The sequence below is a fragment of the Burkholderia sp. JPY481 genome, from assembly GCF_038900515.1.
Taxonomy (GTDB): Bacteria; Pseudomonadota; Gammaproteobacteria; order Burkholderiales; family Burkholderiaceae; genus Paraburkholderia; species Paraburkholderia youngii.
Map to the genome: position 1 here is coordinate 59,482 of NZ_JAYMRT010000011.1, position 19,502 is coordinate 78,983.

Annotated in this window: 19 protein-coding genes; 9 read left to right on the top strand and 10 right to left on the bottom strand. The window is 62.8% G+C overall.

Going from position 1 to position 19,502, the window contains the following annotated elements; translation table 11 throughout:
• Window positions 1-40: 40 nt before the first annotated feature.
• Both pdeM and VSR82_RS24510 read right to left on the bottom strand, forming a co-directional pair.
• Window positions 41-703, bottom strand: a complete 663-nt coding sequence (gene pdeM, locus VSR82_RS24505) for a ligase-associated DNA damage response endonuclease PdeM (RefSeq protein ID WP_429455841.1) — start codon at window positions 701-703, stop codon at window positions 41-43.
• Window positions 700-3,342, bottom strand: coding sequence for a ligase-associated DNA damage response DEXH box helicase (locus tag VSR82_RS24510; RefSeq protein WP_429455840.1), 2,643 nt, complete (start codon window positions 3,340-3,342; stop codon window positions 700-702). Before VSR82_RS24510 ends, pdeM begins: the two co-directional genes overlap by 4 nt.
• A 250-nt stretch (window positions 3,343-3,592) precedes the next feature.
• On the opposite strand from VSR82_RS24510, the gene VSR82_RS24515 reads away from it, so the two are divergent.
• The 3 genes from VSR82_RS24515 (at window position 3,593) to VSR82_RS24525 (ending at window position 5,858) form a co-directional block, all read left to right on the top strand.
• Entirely contained in the window at window positions 3,593-3,943 is a 351-nt protein-coding gene (locus tag VSR82_RS24515) for an FKBP-type peptidyl-prolyl cis-trans isomerase (protein ID WP_373685682.1), read from the top strand.
• Window positions 3,944-4,046: 103 nt separating this feature from the next.
• Complete coding sequence (locus VSR82_RS24520) at window positions 4,047-4,508, top strand: DUF488 domain-containing protein (RefSeq protein ID WP_368582280.1); 462 nt, start codon at window positions 4,047-4,049, stop codon at window positions 4,506-4,508.
• A 276-nt stretch (window positions 4,509-4,784) separates the two neighbouring features.
• Entirely contained in the window at window positions 4,785-5,858 is a 1,074-nt protein-coding gene (locus VSR82_RS24525) for a DUF6765 family protein (RefSeq protein WP_429455839.1), read from the top strand.
• A gap of 21 nt (window positions 5,859-5,879) precedes the next feature.
• Here the strand turns inward: VSR82_RS24525 and VSR82_RS24530 are convergent, their stop codons facing one another.
• Window positions 5,880-6,131, bottom strand: coding sequence for a hypothetical protein (locus tag VSR82_RS24530; protein WP_368582282.1), 252 nt, complete (start codon window positions 6,129-6,131; stop codon window positions 5,880-5,882).
• Window positions 6,132-6,537: 406 nt separating this feature from the next.
• On the opposite strand from VSR82_RS24530, the gene VSR82_RS24535 reads away from it, so the two are divergent.
• The 4 genes from VSR82_RS24535 (at window position 6,538) to cls (ending at window position 9,896) form a co-directional block, all read left to right on the top strand.
• Window positions 6,538-6,876 carry a hypothetical protein gene (locus tag VSR82_RS24535; RefSeq protein WP_368582283.1) on the top strand — a complete coding sequence of 113 codons (339 nt, stop codon included), beginning with the start codon at window positions 6,538-6,540 and terminating at the stop codon, window positions 6,874-6,876.
• A gap of 210 nt (window positions 6,877-7,086) precedes the next feature.
• Window positions 7,087-7,941, top strand: coding sequence for an H-NS family nucleoid-associated regulatory protein (locus tag VSR82_RS24540; protein ID WP_429455838.1), 855 nt, complete (start codon window positions 7,087-7,089; stop codon window positions 7,939-7,941).
• A 22-nt stretch (window positions 7,942-7,963) separates the two neighbouring features.
• Window positions 7,964-8,470, top strand: a complete 507-nt coding sequence (locus tag VSR82_RS24545) for a hypothetical protein (RefSeq protein WP_429455837.1) — start codon at window positions 7,964-7,966, stop codon at window positions 8,468-8,470.
• A 151-nt stretch (window positions 8,471-8,621) separates the two neighbouring features.
• Complete coding sequence (gene cls, locus VSR82_RS24550; protein ID WP_368582286.1) at window positions 8,622-9,896, top strand: cardiolipin synthase; 1,275 nt, start codon at window positions 8,622-8,624, stop codon at window positions 9,894-9,896.
• A gap of 34 nt (window positions 9,897-9,930) precedes the next feature.
• Here cls and VSR82_RS24555 read toward each other — a convergent pair whose 3' ends face one another.
• From VSR82_RS24555 to VSR82_RS24585, 7 genes are all read right to left on the bottom strand, one after another.
• Window positions 9,931-10,884 (bottom strand): hypothetical protein, encoded by a 954-nt coding sequence (locus VSR82_RS24555; protein ID WP_429455836.1) that lies wholly within the window; start codon window positions 10,882-10,884, stop codon window positions 9,931-9,933.
• The gene (locus VSR82_RS24560) at window positions 10,878-11,672 is read right to left on the bottom strand and encodes a MetQ/NlpA family lipoprotein (protein ID WP_429455835.1); all 795 of its coding nucleotides are present in this window, start codon (window positions 11,670-11,672) and stop codon (window positions 10,878-10,880) included. The genes VSR82_RS24555 and VSR82_RS24560 overlap by 7 nt, the downstream gene beginning before the upstream one ends.
• A complete protein-coding gene (locus VSR82_RS24565; protein ID WP_429455834.1) occupies window positions 11,669-12,757 on the bottom strand; it encodes a formylglycine-generating enzyme family protein in 1,089 nt (362 codons plus the stop codon). The genes VSR82_RS24560 and VSR82_RS24565 overlap by 4 nt, the downstream gene beginning before the upstream one ends.
• 7 nt (window positions 12,758-12,764) lie before the next feature.
• Window positions 12,765-14,681 carry an arylsulfatase gene (locus VSR82_RS24570; protein WP_429457712.1) on the bottom strand — a complete coding sequence of 639 codons (1,917 nt, stop codon included), beginning with the start codon at window positions 14,679-14,681 and terminating at the stop codon, window positions 12,765-12,767.
• 198 nt (window positions 14,682-14,879) lie between these two features.
• Complete coding sequence (locus tag VSR82_RS24575; protein ID WP_429455833.1) at window positions 14,880-15,422, bottom strand: hypothetical protein; 543 nt, start codon at window positions 15,420-15,422, stop codon at window positions 14,880-14,882.
• Between the two features lie 50 nt (window positions 15,423-15,472).
• Window positions 15,473-16,126 (bottom strand): response regulator, encoded by a 654-nt coding sequence (locus VSR82_RS24580; protein ID WP_368582292.1) that lies wholly within the window; start codon window positions 16,124-16,126, stop codon window positions 15,473-15,475.
• Complete coding sequence (locus VSR82_RS24585) at window positions 16,123-17,538, bottom strand: cache domain-containing protein (protein WP_429455832.1); 1,416 nt, start codon at window positions 17,536-17,538, stop codon at window positions 16,123-16,125. Before VSR82_RS24585 ends, VSR82_RS24580 begins: the two co-directional genes overlap by 4 nt.
• Before the next feature lie 205 nt (window positions 17,539-17,743).
• Here VSR82_RS24585 and VSR82_RS24590 point away from each other — a divergent pair, with 205 nt between their 5' ends.
• Together VSR82_RS24590 and mctP are read left to right on the top strand one after the other, a co-directional pair.
• Window positions 17,744-17,941 (top strand): DUF3311 domain-containing protein, encoded by a 198-nt coding sequence (locus tag VSR82_RS24590; RefSeq protein ID WP_018434172.1) that lies wholly within the window; start codon window positions 17,744-17,746, stop codon window positions 17,939-17,941.
• Entirely contained in the window at window positions 17,938-19,419 is a 1,482-nt protein-coding gene (mctP, locus tag VSR82_RS24595) for a monocarboxylate uptake permease MctP (protein WP_498858132.1), read from the top strand. The genes VSR82_RS24590 and mctP overlap by 4 nt, the downstream gene beginning before the upstream one ends.
• The last annotated feature ends 83 nt before the right edge of the window (window positions 19,420-19,502 follow it).

Genomic DNA, 19,502 nt, shown 5'->3' on the forward strand with positions numbered 1-19,502 from the left:
ACGCAATCAGGCAACGAAGTGGCCGGCCCCCGCCGTCCACTCAACCCCTCAACTCGATCACCCTCTCCTGCACGACCAGAAAAACTCTCTCCCCCAAAACGCGCCCCGTCTCACGCGCGCCTCCAGTAAAGCTCCCGAACGCCGGCAGCACCCCCCGATCGATCCCGAAGCGAAAGCACGGCACGCGCACTGAATCGGTCCGCGTGGCGATCCGATAGACCGGATGCACATGGCCCGCGAGCACATACGCATGATCGACCGCATGCGGGTGATGACACAGCGCCCACGCCCCGAAATGCCACGGCTCGCGCACAGACTCGACACCCAGCGTAAGCGGCAACGCACCGGCATGCCGATCGTGATTGCCTTCGACCAGCACCACGCGCATCGACGCGTGCCGCGCGCGCCACGCATGCAAAGCATCGAGCGTGAGTGTCGACAGCGACTCGCGCGCATGCAGCAGATCGCCGAGAAACACCAGCGTCGCCGGCTCGAACTCGGCGATCAGACGATCGATCCGCAGCAGATTCTCCGCAGTCGAACCAGTCGGCACCGGAATGCCACGCGCGCGAAACACCGCATCCTTGCCGAAATGCGCATCGGCGATAAAAAGCGCGCGCAGCACCGGATCGAAGCACGCGCGCAAGCTCGATAGCACGAGAGGCCGTCCGCCGACGTCGATCGCCAGTGAGTTCACAGTCATCGTTGCGCCGCCCTTTCGAGTTCGGCCAGCATTCGCTCGACGCGATCGGCGAGCTTCTCGGTGCTGACTTTTTCGCGCAGGCGTCCGACGATCAACGGAAACGCGAACGGCGTCGCCTTCCTGGGCCGCGTGAGCACGACGCGGCTCGCGTTCATTCGTTCGAGCGCAATACGAATGCGCCGCACGTCGAGTTCCTGTAGCAGTACTTCGGTATCGGCCTGGCCCAGTAGCAAATTGCCGCGATCGTGCTGACGAAAGATCTCGTAGAAAAGCCCGCTCGAGGCCTGCAATTGCCGCGCGCTTTTCTGCTGTCCGGGATGCGCCTGAAACACGAGGCCCGACACCCGCGCAATCTCGCGAAAGCGTCGCAACGAGAGTTCGGACGAATTGAGGCTCGCAAGAATGTCGTGATCGAGTTTGTCGGGTGAAAGCAGGCCATTGCGCAGGTGCGCGTCCCAATCGAACGCCTGCGCGCACAGCAATTCGAAACCGTAGTCGTTCATCGAAATCGAAAACGTGCCGGGCTCGTCGCGCGCGACCCGCCACGCGAGCAGAGCGCCAAGCCCGATATGCGCTGTGCGCCCGGCGAACGGATAGCAGAAGAAGTGATGACCCTCGCGCGATTTCAGCAGCTCGACGACCAGCACGCCCGGCTCGGGCAACGCCGACCACTTCTGCTGCAATTCGAGCAGCGGCCGAACCGCGCGCATTTCCGGCTCGTCGTAAATGCCGTCGGCGGCGCGCGCGAGCATCGTCAGTGTCGCATCGGCGAGTTCGGACGATAGCGGCATGCGGCTGCCGGCCCATTGCGGCATTGCCCCACGCGATGAACTCGCACGCCGCACCCACGCCGTCATATCCTGCACGCGGATCAGTTCCAGCGCGCGGCCGCCGAACGTGAATACATCGCCGGGTCTGAGCCGCGAGATGAACGATTCCTCGATCGCGCCAATGCGGCCGCCCGATAGATAAGCAACGTTCAACGTCCCATTCGAGACGATCGTGCCGATGTTGTTGCGATGCCGGCGTGCGAGATCGGCGCGCGGCACGCGGTACAGACCGTCGCTATCGCGCGCGACGCGATGGTAGTCGGGATACGCGCGCAGCGTCGCGCCGCCGCCTTCGACGAAACTCAGCGCCCAGTCGAACTCCTGCTGCGTCAGATCGCGATATGCATAGGTATGCAGAAGTTCATCGTACAGCTCGCGCGCGTCGAAGCCGCCGCCGATCGCGACGGTGACGAGATGCTGCACCAGCACGTCGAACGGCTTTTGCGGCGTATCGCGGCTTTCGATCTGCCGTTTGTCGACGGCTTCACGCGCGGCCGCCGCTTCGATCAATTCGAGCGCATGCGTCGGTACGATCGTCACCCGGGACGGCAAACCGGGTGCGTGTCCCGAGCGGCCCGCGCGCTGCATCAAACGCGCGACGCCTTTGGGCGAGCCGATCTGGAACACGCGCTCCACCGGCAGAAAATCGACGCCGAGATCGAGACTCGACGTACATACCACGACCTTTAGCAAGCCGTTCTTCAACCCGCGTTCGACCCACTCGCGTACCTGCTGATCGAGCGAGCCGTGATGCAGCGCGATCGCGCCGGCCCATTCGGGGCGCGCATCGAGCAGCGCCTGATACCACACCTCGCATTGCGAGCGCGTGTTCGTGAAGACGAGCGACGTGCGTGCTTCGTCGATCGCGCGCGCGACTGCATCGACCTGACGCATGCCCATATGACCGCCCCACGGAAAGCGCTCGATCGTGTCGGGAATGATCGTGTCGACGATCAGTGCTTTCGACAGCGCGCCGTGCACACTGACGCGCGGCGTCGCGACCGGCGCGAGCAGGACCTCGGTCGCGAACGACAGATTGCCGAGCGTCGCCGACAGCCCCCATACCTGCAAGCCGGGCCGCCAATGCGTGAGACGCGCGAGCGCGAGTTGCGTCTGTGTGCCGCGTTTATTGCCGAGCAGTTCGTGCCACTCATCGACGATCACGAGCCGCACTCGAGACAGTACTTCGCGCGCATCGGCGCGCGTCAGGATCAGCGTCAGACTCTCGGGCGTCGTGACGAGCGCGGACGGCATGCGCCGGTTCTGCCGCTCGCGTTCGGCGGCCGACGTATCGCCGGTGCGCAGACCGACGCTCCAGGGTACCGCGAGTTCGGCCGCGGAGCTTTGCAACGCGCGGGCGGTGTCGGCCGCGAGCGCGCGCATCGGTGTGATCCAGAGCACCGTCAGCGGTTCGGGATGCTTGCGCTGTGTCGACGCGGCACTCGCGAACGCGGCTAGCGCGCCGAACCACACGGCCCAGGTTTTGCCGGCCCCGGTGCTTGCGTGCAGCACGCCGCTCGCGCCAGCGGCGATGTTGCGCCATACCTCGCGCTGAAACTCGAACGGCTGCCAACGGCGCGCGGCGAACCATGCGTCGAGTTTGTCCGCGAAGGGGCGGCGCGCGTCCTCGGGTGAATACGAGGGGAACGGCAGCGGCTCGAAAGCGGGTTCGCGCGCATCGAGCCGCGCCTGTTGGGCGCGGCTGCGCGGAATCCGGCGCGGCCTTGGCGCGCGAACGCGCTCGTCGGCGGGCGGGGGCGCGGCGGTCGGGTCGTCAGCGGGGTGGTCGGAATGGGCCGGCTCGGTCATCGGAAGCGCTCTCAACGGTGCGGCGGATTCGCGTGCCGGCGATTCGCGCCGGACGTTCATGTGGACCGCGGGCTCGCGCGGCGGTTCAGCGAGGTTCGTGACAGGCGCGCAACGACCCACGGCATCCGGCAGTATCTGGGAGCCTCGGCCGACACCCGATCCGTTACAATCAAACGGACTACCCCACTGGAGATTTGCTTTGAAATCACTCGTTGCTTTGCTGGCCGCAGCCGTTCTGTCCTCGACCGCGATGGCTGCCGCGCCGACCACGGAGAAGCTGCCGTCCGGCGTCATCGTCGAACATCTGACGCAAGGCACGGGCCCGCAACCGTCCGCGACCGACGTGGTAAAAGTCAACTACCGCGGCACGCTGCCCAACGGCACCGAATTCGATAGCTCGGCCAAGCATGGCGGCCCGGCCACGTTCCCGCTCAATCGCGTGATTCCGTGCTGGACGCAAGGCGTGCAGAAGATGAAAGTCGGCGGCAAGGCGCGACTCACGTGCCCGGCGGCGACCGCATATGGCGATCGCGGCGTCGGCCCGATTCCGCCGAATACCGATCTGACCTTCGAAGTCGAACTGGTCGACATCGTCAAGTAAAGCGCGCGAGCGGCGCTAAACATGCACTGCCACCGAGCCTCGCTGCGCTAATCGCAGCGAGGCTTTTTTATGGGCGCCGAATGGCCCGCCAAGGGGACTCACGATGAAACGTGACAAAGGTACCGTACAGGTGGCCAGTATTGGTTTTACCGGCAAGAGCGCCCAGAAGTTCTTCGGGTTGTTGAAGGATGCCCAGGTGCGCACGGTGCTCGACGTTCGCCTCAACAACACGTCGCAATTGGCGGGTTTTGCGAAAAAGCAGGATCTGCCGTTCTTTCTCGAGCAGTTGTGCAATGCGGCGTACGTGGAAATTCCGGAGTTGGCTCCCGAGCCGGAACTGCTCAAACGCTATCAGGGCAAGCAGTTGAGCTGGGAGAACTTTCGCGAGGAATATCTCGACCTCATCGCGCGCCGCCGTGTGGAAAGCAATCTGGATATCGCGCTATTTGAATCGGGCTGCCTGCTTTGCAGTGAACATTTACCACATCATTGTCACCGGATGTTCGCGCTCGAGTATCTGAACCAGCACTGGAACAATCGTCTTTCCGTTACACATTTGACCTGACCGGCGCCGGTCGGGCCGGGTTACGTTTTCCGCCTCGTGGCCCGGCGGCTTGCTGTGCCGGCAGGTTGCATTTCGCTGGCGCCGCCGGCGTTTTCCTTCAGTAGCCCGAATAGTAGCCTGGCGCGAAACGTGGAAAAACACGCCCAATACGCATGTTATTTCAAGGCGAGTGCCGCTCGCTCGTCTACTATCTACTCACGCGCAGCTCCCTGTATTCGTCTCGCCCTATCGCCGGCCACAGACCGGCCGTGATTATGCGCGCCAGGAGCGCCTGCCATGAATATCGACTTCCATTACGGCGTGGTCTACATCGCCGCGCGCGTCGGCGGCATGACGGCCGGCGATGCGCAAACCGTCGCGCATGCCTGCCAATACGTCGACGACGCAACGACGAGCGGAATACTGCGGTTCAGGGGCGGCGAGACATTCGAGCGATTCGCGACCGCGCACAAGTTATTCGATTACGCCAATACCGAGAACGACCAGAATCGGCTCGTATGGGCGCCGTTCCATTTTCTGCCGGCCGGGGTGGGTGACAGTCTCGAGGAAAAGGCGGTTTGCCGGCCCGACAGTGAAGTCGCGCGCGAAGTCGTGCGGCGCGCTATCAGGCAGCGCGAATCGGAGACCGCGTTGCACCGGCTCGGCGTGACGCTTCATACGTATGTCGATACCTGGGCGCACCAGGGATTCGCGGGCATCGAAAGTCCGTGGAATCGCGTACATCTTCTCGAAGCGCAGGATTGCACGCGCAAAGGTTGGCTCGCGAGCCTCGAACTGGCGGTCGCGCATCTGATCGAGCGCGTCGAGACGGACGTTCTGACGATCGCGTTACCGGTCGGCCACGGCGCCGCGTTGCATTATCCCGACCAGCCGTGGGCACGCTGGCATTACATCGACGGCTGCAATCACTTCATCTCACGACATAATTTGCCGGATTTCGTGCAAGCGGCGGATATGAGTTGTCGTGTCGTGCGAGCTTATCTGGCCGGACGCGAAGACTTCGAAAACCAGCCCGGCATGCCGGACGACGTCAAAGACGCACTGACCCGACTGCTCGATACGAACCGCGAACCCGACGACAACCTGCGTTTGAGAACCGTTTGCGAATGGGTGAGTGCCGGCCGTATTCCGGGTTTGAAAGAACCCGTGCCCGGCTATATCGCCAAAGGACAGGGTTCGTGGAAGTACCAGGCCACCGGTTTGTTGTGTGATGACGACACCGGGGACAGACCGGAGTGGACGACCGCGTTCGAAAAGAGCGACTACCGCCTCTTTCACGACGCGGTCAAACAGCATCGTTTCGTGACCACCCAGGAGATCTTGCCCGCGCGCGGATTGCGCATTGCCTGAGTGAATGGAGAGGGGCGTCAGTTACTGCATTCTGGCTGGCTGATGTGGCGCGGCCTGAGCCGCCGCCTGCTGTTCTTCGGCGTGTTTTTTGGCCACATGCCGTCCGACGATACAGCCGCCGACCGCGCCAACCACCGCATGATGTCCCGCATAGTGCCCGGCGACGCCGCCCACTACCGCTCCTTTCAGGCAACCGGCCGCGTTCGCGGTGCCTGCCATTGCGAACGAAACTGCCAGTGCTCCGAGGGTGGTCCGAATAAGGTCAGCTTTCATTGTAAGTACCATCGTGTTTGAGTGTATCGAAGTTAGGGTGGCCCAACGTCTTTTTCAATAGCTGCCGCGAGCATGGCGGCTGACAAAGGACTCTCTATTGGCTCTGCATCCGAGGCTGGGCACGGTTATGAAGTGTAAATGGACCTGGACAGAGCAGGAGCAACAGGTGCTGCAAGATCGGTAACGGTAAGTTACCGGAGCAGCGGTTTTGCACGTATCGTCAGTGGCGTTTCGCACACGCTTGAATCGGTTCGCTATAGCAGTTCACCAAAAAAAGACCGTTTTCAAATAAAAAGTGGGCTACTCTCCTTTGAATATCCAAATGCCGGGCTATAGTAGAAGCGACTAAAGCCAGAAAGCATGACGGCGCGCTATTTGCCGTCGATGCGGATGACGGGGAACACAAATGACGCCATCGAATGCAGCGATCTATCAGACCAGGACTTGCACACCGGAGTCGTTGCGTACGCTCGCGAGCTTTCTCGAATTGGCGCTCGACGAGGGAAAAAGCGTGGTCGTCATGCGGATCGGCAAGCAGGCGCGCAATGTTTATGTCGGAAATCCATCCGGTGCATTGGAGGATTTAACGGATTCCGGTGTCGTCGATGCTTTCCAGGCAGATGAAATGCTGCTACTGACCCGCCTGGGCCTGAACCGGATAACGGCGGACGGTCAACACTACCGCTTTATACGGAGCGTGAGGTACATTGCCGATCGCCAGGTCGTCGTTTTTACACCTATCTGAGTGATGGAACCGAAATGAAAAAAGAGGAATCACGAAGGAAGGAAAGGGAAGAAAGCTTCGATGACCCGGTAGAAAAACTGAAAGCTTTTGTTATTTGAACGCTGCATCGGCGCTCGTATCGATGTATTGAAGCTCAGGATAGGTCAATAGACTGCCTTTCTTCGGTCATTCATGGCATAGTTCGACGATTACCACATAAGGAGCAATCAAATGCCTTCGTTAGAGCAAATCCAAGCAAAGCTTAAGAAGCTCCAGGCGCAAGCTGACGTTCTCATTGCCAGAAAAGCACAGGCCGCGGTCGATCAGATTCGCGAGTTGATGCTCAAGCACGGTCTAACGACTGCCGATATCGAAGCACAGGCAAAGGCACGACGCTCCGCGCGAGGTCTGAATGGCAATACGGGTACGGGCCGGGGAAGACCTGCAGGCGTGAGCAAAGCCGCCAAGTCGGCAACGCCGGCGAAGTACCGCGACCATAAAACCGGCGCGACCTGGACCGGTCACGGCCGCGCGCCTGGCTGGATCGCCGGCGCGAAAGACCGCACGGTGTTCCTGATCGACGCTGCGAGCGCAAGCAAAGCCGCGGCTACTCCCGCCGCGAAGCGCGGCAAAGGTCAGCCGAAAGGCGCCCAGCCGCCGAAGTACCTGGATCCGAAAACCGGCGCGACCTGGAGCGGACGCGGTCCGGCGCCGGCATGGCTTGCCTCCGTTAAGGATCGCAGCAAATTCCTGATCGATGGGGCGAGCGCGGCTGCCGCTCCGAAAACAGCGAAAACGGCGGCAAAGAGCGGCCAGGCGAAAGCGACCGCAAGCGCGGTAGGCAAGAAGGCCACGGCGAAAAAAGCAGTGGCGAAAGAAGCAACGCGCAAGACGGCCGTGAAAAAGACCGCAGCCAAAAAGGCAACGCCGGCAAGCCGGAAAGCCGCGGTGAAGAAAACCGCTGGCCGTAAAAGCGCTGTGAAGATGGCAAGAAAAGCACCGGCCCGCAAGGCTGCCGCAAAGAGCGCCGCCGCGCCCGTCGCGCCGGCGGCTCCGCAAACGCCCGAGACGCAAGCAGGCGCGTAATAGCCGCGGAGCCGTGAAGTAGATGGTTAGCACGTTCGATGCATCCCGGCAGGAAGATCAGGTCTTCCTGCTGGACTCCGTTCCTCATCCGGCAGCCGATGCCGCCGAACCATTCATCGTCGCCAGCGATCGCCGTGTGATCCTCACTTATCCGATCGCGGAGTCGGACTTTGAACGGTTCGGGCCATTCGATCCCGACGACGATCCTTTTTGCGCGGTGTTGTTCGCCGACACCGTGTTTCATCGTCTCGGGCCGCCGGGCGATGACGATCTAGCCATTCATCCGCTCGCGGCGCAAGGTCTAGCTGGCTACGCGGCGCATGAAATCGTCAATTCGTCGTTGTGCGCGGAAATTGCCGCCGTGGCGACGGAGCCAATCACCATTGCTGCCGAGGCACCGGCGCGGCGGCATTTCGTCATTACGTTTCAGGCATCGACGTTCGAATGCGTGGCTTCGGACTATACGGTCATCGGCGTATTCGGCGCGGGCGAAATAGCCAGTCGTGAGGCATTTGCTTTGGTCAGATAAAGCGTTGGAGGCGGAAAGCAAGGCGCGGTCCCGCTGCGGGCACGCGCCGTGCATGACGCGAGGATCGTGAAAGCCGGGCAGGAGTCCGGCACTTTCCCGTCGGACGAGGGATGCGCATGCCGTGTCCCGCCGCCTGCCATCGAGGCCACGCATGCTGACCATTGCTATTACCGCGTTCGTCACGCTGGTGATCGTTCTCGTGATCGCCAATCTGTCGAGCGGCGAAAAGAAAATAGAACACAAGATCGAGCGGCTCTATAAGAGCGACGATCCGCAATTCCTGCGCTCGATGGGCCTATTGCTCGGTCCGCCCGTGGTGCCGGGTAATCGCTTCGAGATGCTGCTCAATGGCGACCAGATCTTTCCGTCGATGCTCGAAGGCATTCGGTCGGCGCGCGAAACCATCACATTTGAAACGTTCATTTACTGGTCCGGCGAGATCGGCGAGCAGATTGCGCGTGCGCTTGCCGATAAGGCGCGTGCAGGCATCGCCGTGCATGTACTGCTCGACTGGGTCGGTTCTTCGAAGATGGATCGGCGCTATCTGCAACTGCTGCGCGAGGCTGGCGCCGAAGTGGTCAAGTTTCACAAGCCGCATTGGACCGGACTCGGTCGCATGAACGATCGTACGCACCGGAAACTATTGGTGATCGACGGCCGGATCGGTTTTACGGGCGGGGTCGGCATTGCACCGGAGTGGACTGGCCATGCACAGGACGAAAAGCATTGGCGCGATACGCATTTCCGCTTGACCGGTCCGGCGGTCGCCCATATGCAGGCCGTGTTCATGGATAACTGGATCAAGGCGACCGGCAACGTCTTGCACGGTGCGAGGTATTTCCCGCACATCGACGCCGAGCCGAAAGGAGCGGGCGAGGGTTTTGCGCATATGTTCAGCAGTTCGCCGTCGGGCGGCAGCGACGACATGCAGCTGATGTATCTGATGGCCATCACTGCCGCCACGCGCAGTTTGCAGCTTGCGAGCGCGTACTTCGTGCCCGACAAGCTCACCATCAACGCGATCGTCGAAGCCGCGAAACGCGGCGTCAAAGTACAGATCGTCACGCCGGGTAAACGCATCGATACGCACACGGTGCGCGAAGCGTCGCGGGCGTGCTGGGGCGATCTGTTGAAAGCGGGCGTCGAGATCTACGAGTACCAGCCGACCATGTTCCATTGCAAGCTGCTGGTGGTCGACGAGTACCTGGTGTCGGTCGGCTCGACGAACTTCGATAACCGCTCGTTCAAGCTGAACGATGAAGCAAACCTGAATATCTACGACCGCGCTTTCGCCAGACAGCAGACCGCCGCGTTCAACGACGACATCGCAAAGTCGAAGCGCATCACATTCGAAGCCTGGACACAGCGTTCGTTTACCGAGAAGGTCGTCGAAAAGTTCGTACGGCTGCTGGACACACAGCTTTGAATAGCGGAATAGAAAGTGTCGACGCGCCGACGGATCAGTGAACGGCGCCGCTCAGATACGCTTCGACGTCGGGGCGCAAAGCCTGCGTGCCATTGTATTGCTCCGTGGCGGCCGCATCGACGAGGCGCGCTTTCGCGTGTCGATACGCGTTGGCAAAGCCGCGCAACTGCTGCGTGACCGGACGATCGTCGAGCCGGCGTCGTGTGAGCGCTTGCGCGATGCGGCCTTCGATCAACGTCAACTGGCTGTCGATATAGTCGATGCACAGCTCGCGGCAGCGCGACGATGCCGCCGCGACGCTCAGCAGTGCCGGCACGAGCGAGAGCGTCAGAAAACCGCCCGCGGGGATGCGTGCGAGCGCGGCGGGTGAATCGAACAGGTCGGCCCGCAATGCGTCGAATACGGCTTGCGTCCAGATTGCGCGCTCCTGTGCGAGCGCGCGGCGCCGCCGCGCGAGCGCATCTTCAGCTTGCGGATCGGCAATGCGGCCCGCGTCGACCAGCAACGCCGCATCGTCGCGTTTGCCTTCCTGGATGCATGCGCTGCCGACATAGATCGCGCTGGCGCCGCGTTCGGCCAGCACCAGATGTTGCAGGCTGTCCGGCACGAGCGGGTCGAGCGGTACCACTTCGCAGGTCAGCGGCTTGCCTTGCAGATGAATCGCGCAGCGTCCGTCGTCCGCCAGAGCAGGGCAGCGCGCGAGCGACGGATAGTCGAAGCCCTGCGCGACGATGCTGAAGGTGTCCCCCGCGCGATACAGCAGCGTATCGGCGAGCGCTTCGAACGCCGCGCAGTCGGCTTCGTCGAGCACGGCTTCATGCCGGCCGACACGCAGCCGTTCGCCGGGCCGCCTGCGCGCCACGCGTCCAATCGCAATACAGCCGATAAACCGGTCGGGATGGCGAAACAACTCCGCAAGCGTCATCGACGGTGGACTGTTGCAGCATCGACCGCACGCGGAACAGGAAAACGAAAACGTGTTCACCACGGCCGCCGCACCGAGTCCTGATAACGCGTGAGGATGAAATGCGCGACCTCGTTCGAATGATAGGCGGCGACCAGTTGCGCGACCCATGGGTTCTGGCGATCGCTGTCGCGCACGGTCAGCACGTTTGCATACGGCGAGCGCGCGTCTTCGAGACTGAGGCCGTCGCGAGCGGGGAAAAGACCGGAGCGCGCCGCTGTGTCGCTGTCGATCACGGCGAACGCGACGCTGTTCAACGAGTCGTACAGGCGCGCGCGCGGCACCTGGCGAATCTTCAGGTGGAGGCGGTTGCTCGTGATGTCGGCGAGCGTCGCGTGCAGGCCCGCGCTGTCGCGGAACGTCAGCAGCGTTTCGTTTTGCAGAAGGATCAGCGCGCGTGCGGTGCCGGCGGGATCGTCGGGAATCGCGATCGTCGCGCCGCGCTGCAATTGCACGAGGTTCGTCAGCTTGCGCGAGTAGAGCGCGACCGGAAACGTGACGGTCGTGGCCACGCTCGTCAGCGCGTAGCCATGCAGTTTGCGCTGCGCGTCGAGCGCGGGTTCGTCTTCGAAGCTCGCGACGTCGATCTGTTTCGCGACGAGCGCCGCGTCGATCCGCGACGGCTGATCGAACACCACGACGTCGAGCGCCAGACCCTTGGTCGCGGCGACGCGGCGCACTTCGTTCATGATCTCCGCTTGTGCGCCCGAACTTACGCCGACTTTGATAGTCTGCGCGGCGGCGTGCGCGGGTTCGGGCAGCGAGGCAGTCCACACCGCGAGCGCAAGCGCGGCAATCGCATATCGCTTCATGACTGATCCCTCGACACCGTGCGAAAGCCGATATGCGACGCCGGCAAATCGGCTTCCTGCTGCTCGCGCGACGCCGCGCGATACCTGACGCAATAGTCGCGCGAGCACAGGAACGAGCCGCCCTTGATGACCATCGGCGTATCGTGCCGGCGACTGAGTGGCGCCACGGCCGCGGTATCGCCGTTCGTATGCGACTGGTGCGGACCGCTGTACACGTCCTTGGTCCATTCCCACGCATTGCCGATCATGTCGTAAAGCCTGAAGTCGTTCGCCGCATAGCAGCCGACCGGTGACAGGCCGGCATGACCATCCTCGCTGGTATTGAGCACCGGAAACACGCCTTGCCAGTAGTTCGCGCTCGGCTTGCCGTGCGCGTCGCGCGGCGCGGTGTCGAGATCCGCGCCTTCGTGGCCGGCTTTGCCCGCGTATTCCCATTCGGCTTCGTTCGGCAGATCGCGGCCGAGCCAGTGTGCGTACGCGAGCGCATCGGCCTGCGTGACCATCGTCACCGGTTGATTCATGCGGCCGTCGAGATTGCTGCCGGGGCCGCTCGGATGATTCCACGCGGCCCCTTTGACCCAACTCCACCAGGCGAGATCGCGCGCGTTCATTTCCTCGCGCGTCGGCGTGTGAAAAACGACCGCACCGCCCTGGCGCTCCGCATCGCTGACGTACCCGGTCGCGCGCACGAACGCGTCGAACTGCGCATTCGTGACGTCGGTCTGGTCGATCCAGAAACCGGCCACGTGCGTCTTGCCGTCGCCGGCCGGGCGCTCGTCTTCGTAACCGAGCTTGCTGCCGAGAACGAACTCGCCACCATGCAGATGCACCATGCCGGCTTGCGGGTCGTCGCGCCAGCGCGCAGGCAGGCCCGAGTAACGCTCGCATTGCTGCTCGGAACCGAGCGCGGCGAGCGGACGCGAGCGGTTCAGGCTGTCGAATGCGCTCGGCGAGCCGCCGAATACCGCCGCACTCGCCGCACCGATGGAAGGCGCGGCAAGCGCGGCGGCGAATGCGGCCGCCGCGATCGCGGCGTATGCGCCATACAGCGCCACGCCGCCTTTGAGCTTGAATGAAAACGCCATCGTCTGCTCAGTAGTAGCCGCGCGGACGCAACGGCTCGACGCCGCCGACCCTCGTCATGTAGTCGTTCCACTGCTGCACGAGACCATCGATGATCGACGGATTCTGCGCCGACACGTCCTGCGTTTCGCCACGATCGGCGCTCATGTCGTACAGCTGCCAGTGACCGTCGACGGGGCCGAGCGGCGGTTCGGTCCACAGGGCTTTCCAGCGGCCGTCGGCGCTGCGCAGATAACCGCGGCCGTAGGCCTCGTCGCCGAACGACGCGCTATGCACGGGCGCGGCGCTCTGATCTTCGAGCTGCGGCAGCAGCGATTTTCCGGTGATCGGATACACATAGCGGTTGTTGTAGACCACCTTGCCCTTGTTCTGATCGACGCCAGTCAGCGTATTGATCAGCGCGGGAGCGGGCGTGGTCGGCGGCGCGATCTGCGCGACTGCAAGGAACGTCGCGGTGTTGTCCGTCACGTGCGTGAAATCCCGCAGCGTCGGCTTTTGCGAAGTCTGGCCCGGCAGATGCACGATCAACGGTGTCGACACGCCGCCTTCGCCCGAATAACCCTTGGTCAAGCGGAACGGCGTCGCGCTGACTTCGGCCCAACGCAAGCCGTATTGCAGACGTTGCGCGTTCTGCTTGCCGTTGTCGGTGCCGAGTTGCGAGTAGGTCGGATCGGCCCCGTTCGCGGTGTCGGTGGCGGTCGGGTCCGCGCCGGAATCGATCGGCCAGCCCTCGGCGCCGTTATCCGACTGGAACACGATGAACGTGTTGTCGTATTCGCCGATGTCCTTCAGATGCTGGATCAAGACGCCGATGTTGTGATCGAGGTTCTCGACCATGCCAGCGTAGATTTCCATATAGCGTGCCTGCGCTTTCTTCTCGGCCGGCGACAGGCTGTCCCACTTCTTGTTCACATAGCCGGGGCCGTAATCGGTGTAGCCCTGCACGGCGCTGTTCACGGCGCTCACGTATTTCGCGTTCGTGGTGCCGTTGTTTGCGGTGGCCGGGCTCGCGGCCAGCGTCTCCGTGGCGCCGCCATACGGCACGAAGTCCTGCGGAATGATGCCGAGCGCTTTCTGCCGGGCGATACGCGCATCGCGGATCGCGTCATAGCCAGCATCGTATTTGCCGACGTAGTTGTGCAGATAAGGATCGGGCACCTGCAGCGGCCAGTGCGGCGACGTATAGGCCGCGTACGCGAAGAACGGCTTGCCGTCGCCCTTGTTCGAATCGATATAGGAGATCAGGCGCTGCGTGTAGAAGTCGGTCGAGTAGAACACGGCTGGGGTGCCGCCCGCGCCGCCCGGTTGTCCGGGCTGGCCCGGCTGCACGTACTTGCCGTCTTCGGTGTAGTTCTTCGAGCCGGCCGGTTCGTGCGCGAAGTGATTGGACGCGGCGCCGCCGAGCAGCGCGTAGCTGTGCTCGAAGCCCCATTGGTCCGGCGTCTGCCCGCTGCCCGTCGCGCTGCCGACGATGCCCGAGCCGATGTGCCACTTGCCGGCCATGTACGTGTGATAGCCGCCGTCCTTCAGCAACTGCGCAACCGATAGCGCGCGATCGTTCAGATAGCCTTCGTATCCCGGCAGTCCTTTGCGCTCGTCGGTCGGCGCGCCCATCGTGCCTTCGCCGACCAGATGGTGATCGGTGCCCGAGATCAGCATCGAACGCGTGATCGCGCAGACGGTGCCCGTGTGGTGATTCGTCAGGATGCGGCCGCTTTGCACCAGCGCATCGAGATTGGGTGTGTTGATTTCGCCGCCGAACGCGTGAATGTCGGAGTAGCCGAGGTCATCGGCCATGATGTACAGGATGTTCGGCCGCTTCTGCGCGACGACCGGCGTGGCATTCGACGCGGCGGACGCGGCCGGCAGGTTGTCTTCGCCGCACGAGGCGAGCGTGACGAGGCTCGCGACGGCGGCGCCGATCATGCCGAGACGCAATGAAGGGCGATAGCGGGTACGGCGAAATCGAGGTGTTGTCATTGTTATTGCGGACCGTAGGGGAGGGCCGCCGATGTTAGCAATGACGCTATAAAGGCCAAACGAACGATTTCTGCGTTGCTATCGACGTCTGCCGATATAGCAGACAGTTGATGCCAAAGGGCGAAAACATCGCCAGTTGCCGCGCTAATTGCCAGGATTGAGCACGGGCTTATCCGGGTCCGCCTGCGTGCGATACGGCAACCGCGTGGCGTGAGGATCGGTGATCGTGTTGTCGATCACGCGCTCGACATCCGCCGTTTTGGCGAGTTCGGTCAGGAAGGTCTTCTTGTCGAAACCCGGCGCGACGCAACCTTCGACGTAGATGAAGCGGCGTTGCAGCGTGAGCCATAGCGTCGTTTGCTCGCGCCAGTGCGTCGCGGCGTTCAGATTCGCTAGACGCCGTTGCACGCTGTCGGCGATTTCCGCATCGTACAGATACGCGTTCGGCAAACGGCAACGGCCTTCGATCCAGCAGCTATTGCCGCGTTCGATTCTGTAATGGCTATCGTCGAGCCATTCCTTTTCGGTTTCGAATGGGCCGAGCGGCGTCGGGCAATCAGCGACAGCTTTGGAGATCTGCAGAAATGGATCGTGGCCGCGATTGACCCGCGCCGGTTCGCCATAAACGCGAGCCGCGGCCACGCATAGCATCAGGCTGGCGAGACTCAGTTCGAACACGCGTTTCATGCTGTGGTCGCTCCGGGTGTGGACCGCCCATTATCGCGCGCCCGCGAACCTCAACGCTTGTTGCGCCGATTCTCGACCGCGAACTTGATCAACTCGGCCTGTCCTTCGATATCGAGCTTGCGCTTCAGATTCAGCCGATGCGTCTCCACGGTTCGCACCGACAGATCGTTGCGCTGCGCGATCTGCTTGCTCGACAGTCCCTCGGCAAGCGCATCGAGAATGTCGCGCTCGCGCGGCGTCAAACGTTCGACCGGCGATTGCTTTGCCGACGCCTGGATCAGTCGGGCACTGATCTCTGCGCTGAAGAAGGTCTTGCCGTCGAGTACCGCGCCAATTGCCTGAATGATCTCAAGCGCCGGCGAATCCTTCAGCACGTAGCCGCTCGCGCCCGCGCGCACTGCCTGAGTTACGTATTCGAGGTTGTCGTGCATCGACAGCATCAGTACGCGAATCGCCGGAAAGCGCTCGTGAAAAAGGCCTGCCAGCGCAATGCCGTTCATACCGCTTTTCATGCCGACATCCATCAGCGCCAGATGCGGCGCCTGGCGTTCGGCCAGCGCGAGCGCTGCTTGCGCGTCGCCCGCTTCTCCGACCACTTCGAAGTGGCGCACTGCTTCGAGACGTGCGCGCAGACCGTCGCGCACGAGCGGATGATCGTCGACGAGCAGTAGACGCGCGATGGAAGGAGAGGTCGTGTCGTTCATGATGAGAGTTCCTGCAGGGGCGGCACCGTGGCGTGCGTCGTTGGCAGCGGCACGCGCGCGGTAACGACGGTGTGTCCCGGCTGCGAGTTCAGCGACAGCATGCCGCCGAGCGCTTCGAGCCGTTCGCGCATGTTGCGCAGACCGATGCCCTCAAGTCCGCCGACGAATGCGTCGGCCACGTCGAAACCGCGGCCGTTGTCGGAGATCGTCAGCGTGACCGCGTCGCGCGACACTTCGAGCGCAAGCGCCGCGCTCGACGCCTGCGCGTGCCGCACGATGTTCGTCAGCGCTTCCTGAGCGATACGAAACAGCACGGTGTTGACCGTATCGGGCAGCGTGGCCGCATGCGTGTGCGCGATCTGCGTGAAGCCGATCGCGATGCCGGACTCGTCGCCGAGTTCGCGCGTCAGTTGTTCGAGCGCGGCGGCGACGCCGAGATCGTCGAGCATCGACGGACGCAGCGCATGAGAAATGCGCCGGACTTCGCGCAGCGTATCGCCGAGCCGCGTGAGTCCGGTGGACAATGCGGCCTCGGCGGCGGGCACGCGCGCGTCGCCGCGTTCGAGCCGTGCGAGCGCCGATTCGAGCAGCAGCTTCACGGATACCATCATCTGGCTGATGCCGTCGTGCAGTTCGCGCGACAGCCGTGCACGCTCGTTTTCCTGCGACTCGACGACCTGCTGCGCGAGCCGCTTCAGCTTCGCGTCGGCGCTGCGATATTCGGTCACATTCAGCACGAGTGCGCACAGCGCAATCACCGCGAGGCCTGCCACCGCGATCGCGTCGATCCACTTCATCGTGCGAGCGATATTCGCCGCGGCCTCGGCGTCGATATGCGCGAGCGCGGTGTCGACGTCGTCGAGATAGATGCCGGTGCCGAGCATCCAGCCCCAGCGTTCGAGCGGCACCACGTAGCCGAGTTTCGACTCCTCCTTGCCGGTCGACGGCCGATGCCACAGATAGCGCACGTAGCCGCCGCCGCGCGCGGCCGCGGCGAGTAGCTGCTGGATCGTCGGCGCGCCGTGGCTATCGCGCAACGACCACAGATCCCGGCCCACCAGATCCGGCTCGCGCGGATGCATCAGCGTGCGGCCGTGCAGGTCGTACACGAAGAAATAGCCGTCCTCGCCGAAATTCATCTTCTCGAGCATCGCGAGCGCGCGCGTGCGCAGCAGCGCGTCGTCGCGCGCGTTCTCGCCGCCGGCTTCGTAGAGCGGCGCGATCGCGGTGGTCGCGAGCTCGACGTAGTGCTTGAGCTCAACCTCCTTGCTGGCCATGTAGGCGGCCTGGGTAGTCGCGTGCTGCCGCTCCGCGAGCGCCGTCGCTTCGCGGCGCACGCCGGTCTCGATGCTGGCGATCGCCGCCAGAAAGGGCACGATCGCCAGCAGCACAATCTTTGCTTTGAGTTTCATCGTTGAAAAAAGCCAGTCAACGGGCTACGTATTATTACGTAGACGGCTTACGTAGTTGCGCGCTTGTAAGGAAACGCGCGAAGGCGAATACTACATGCCCGTCGCGTACCGCGCTGCGCCAGGCTTGGCGGGCGAGTGTGCGGCGTTCCCGATTTCCCCGCACGAGCCATCGCGCGTGCTGTCGATAATACTCAAGGAGACGTTCGTGGAGACCTCCCCGCCGGCCGGCCGTTCATGGCTCTGGCTCATTTTGCTGATCCCCTATATCGCGCTGCTGTGGCTGCCGTTCTACAACGACACGCATCCGTCGCTCGCGGGCTTTCCTTTCTTCTACTGGTATCAGTTTCTGTGGGTGCCGTTGACCTCGCTGCTGATTTACATCGTGTATCGAGGTCTCAAATGAGCGATCTGAATCCTGTGAACCCGGTTGCGATGACGGTCTTCGTCGCGTTCTTCGTGCTCGTCACGGTGATCGGCTTTTTCGCGGCGCGCTGGAAGCGTGGCGATCTGACGCAGTTGCACGAGTGGGGCCTCGGCGGCCGGCAGTTCGGCACGATCATTTCCTGGTTCCTCGTCGGCGGCGATTTCTATACCGCTTATACGGTGATCGCAGTGCCCGCGCTCGTCTATTCGGTGGGCGCGTATGGCTTCTTCGCGCTGCCGTACACGATCATCGTTTATCCGTTCGTGTTCGCGGTGATGCCGAAGCTGTGGAGGGTTGCGCACGCGAAGAACCACATCACCGCGGCCGACTACGTGCACGGTGAATACGGCGGCAAGTGGTTCCCGGCAGCCATCGCGCTGACCGGCATCGTCGCGACGATGCCGTATATCGCGCTGCAACTGGTCGGCATGCAGGTCGTGATCAAGGGTCTCGGCGTCACCGGCGAATTGCCGTTGATCGTCGCGTTCGTGATCCTCGCGCTCTATACGTATGCGAGCGGCCTGCGCGCGCCGGCGATGATCGCCTTCGTCAAGGACATCATGATCTATATCGTCGTGATCGCGGCGGTATGGCTGATTCCGGTGAAGCTCGGCGGCTATGGGCACGTGTTCGAACTGGCCGATGCGCACTTCCAGGCGAAGGGCGGCGCGACCGGCATCCTGCTGAAGCCGAACCAGTACACCGCATTCGCATCGCTCGCGCTCGGCTCGGCGCTCGCCGCGTTCATGTATCCGCATACGATGACGGCGGTGCTGTCGTCGTCGTCGGCAAAGACGGTTCGCAAGAACGCGATCTTCCTGCCGGCCTACACGGTGCTGCTCGGCCTGATCGCGCTGCTCGGCTATATGGCGATCGCCGCGGGCGTGAATGTGAAGTCGGCAAGCGATGTGGTGCCGACGCTGTTCGGTACGCTGTTCCCGTCGTGGTTCGTCGGTTTCGCGGCCGCCGCGATTGCGATCAGCGCGCTGGTGCCGGCCGCGATCATGTCGATCGGCGCAGCGAATCTGTTCACGCGTAATCTGTGGCGTCCGCTGGTGTCGCCGAATCTGTCGCCTCAAGCGGAAGCGGCCAATGCGAAGATCGTCTCGCTGGTCGTCAAGTTCGGCGCGCTGCTGTTCATCGTGTTCCTGCCGACGCAGTACGCGATCGATCTGCAACTGCTCGGCGGTGTGTGGATTCTGCAAATTTTCCCGGCCATCGTGTTCTCGCTGTACACGCGCCGTCTGAACACGCCGGGTCTGTTCCTCGGCTGGCTCGTCGGTATCGTGCTCGGCACGGGCCTCGCGATTTCGCAAGGGCTCAAGCCGGTGTATGGCCTGCATTTCGGCCACGAGAACTACCCGCTGTATATCGGCCTGATCGCGCTGGTCGCGAACATCGTCGTGAGTTTCCTGGTGTCGGCACTGTCGCCGCGCCGGGCTGCCGTGACGGCCTGATCGACGTTTGTCCGGCTCGATGAAAAACGCCGCGGGGCTGTTGGCCCGCGGCGTTTTTTATTGCATCGAAGGTTCGTGGCTGG